This is a genomic window from Stenotrophomonas sp. GbtcB23 (assembly GCF_019091045.1).
GTDB classification, from domain to species: Bacteria; Pseudomonadota; Gammaproteobacteria; order Xanthomonadales; family Xanthomonadaceae; genus Stenotrophomonas; species Stenotrophomonas rhizophila_A.
The window spans coordinates 1-1337 of sequence record NZ_JAGXKC010000117.1 but is presented as its reverse complement, the minus strand read 5'-3'; the positions used below and the strand labels follow the sequence as shown (position 1 = coordinate 1337).

At 60.1% G+C, this 1337-nt stretch carries 1 protein-coding gene and 1 pseudogene; both read left to right on the top strand.

Features of this window, described 5'->3' with window-relative positions:
* A pseudogene (locus tag KVS69_RS18245) lies at positions 1-229 on the top strand (hypothetical protein); the annotation flags it as partial.
* 295 nt (positions 230-524) lie between these two features.
* A partial coding sequence (locus KVS69_RS18240) for a manganese catalase family protein (protein WP_217539413.1) occupies positions 525-1337 on the top strand: 813 nt, incomplete at its 3' end.

Sequence of the window (1337 nt, the reverse complement as noted above, 5' to 3'; positions counted from 1 at the left end):
CGTCCCTAAAGGGGCAACGAGCCGCGGCTCGATCGGCTACTCCGGGCAGAAGCCGCCAGTGGGGGATCCCCCGCACCACTACCATTTCCAGATCTTGGCACTGGACGCCCGATTGGAGGTTCGTCCTGGGGCGACCCGCGATGAAGTGCTCAAGGCAGCCAAAGGCCATGTGATTGGCAAGGGCCAGCTCGTGGGGACCTATCAGCAGACCGATCCTCCTCTGAAGTAAACCCGCTCCGTCGCTGACCAGGTCGGCGTATAGGTAACCGATGGCCAAACCGCAACCGGTCACGAGCAGCCCTAGGGAATGCCGCTCAGATGTTCTGGGCGGCCGACGTCTCACAGAAGCGCGGAGTCGCGTAGAAGTTACGCGTAGATCAGGAGCGCGTGTGGAAAAGGGCGGATTTTTCGTCACGGTTTTCTACGGGACGTCGATGCCCGAGCAGGCACCATACCCATGCCGCAGAGGAGATGACGACTCTTCCATAAAGGCAAGCCATAGCCAGCCCCAAGGAGACGCGCAAATGTTTCTTCACCACAAGAAGTTGATGTATACGGTTCGGGTCAAAGAATCCAATCCCGCCCTGGCGGCGTTGATGCTCGAGCAGTTCGGAGGTCCGCAGGGCGAACTGGCCGCAGCGATGCGGTATTTCACGCAGGGTCTCGGCGAGGCGGATCCGGGCCGCAAGGATCTCCTGATGGATATCGCGACCGAAGAGATCAGCCACCTTGAGATCATTGGCACGATCATCGCGATGCTCAACCGGGGCCCTAAGGCCATTCAGTCTGAAGGCATGATGGAAGCCGAAGACATGCGTCTGATGGGCCAAAACAGCACCAGCCACACCGAGCAAATCTTGTATGGCGGTGGCCCGGCGTTGGTCAACTCAAGCGGCGTGCCCTGGACAGCCGCCTACATCGACAGCATTGGCGAGCCCACGGCGGATTTGCGATCGAACATCGCGGCAGAAGCACGCGCGAAGATCGTCTACGAACGGCTCACCAACGTGACCGATGACCCGGGCATCAAAGACGCCCTTCGGTTCCTCATGACCCGTGAAATCGCACACCAGAAATCGTTTGAAAAGGCGCTTTACAGCATCCAGCCCAACTTCCCTCCGGGCAAGCTGCCCGGGGACCCTGCATTCACTGACCTTTACATGGACATGTCGCAAGGCGAGGGCGATGTAGAGGGCAGCTGGAACAGCGGCGAGCTTTGGGAGCGGGTCACCGACCGTGACGCTCAAGCGGCGTTGGACGGCGGGGATGGAAGCTGCGACGTGGACCTCAGCGAAAGGGAGCAAGTCGCCTTGGAAACCATGGCTGCGAGAACCCTT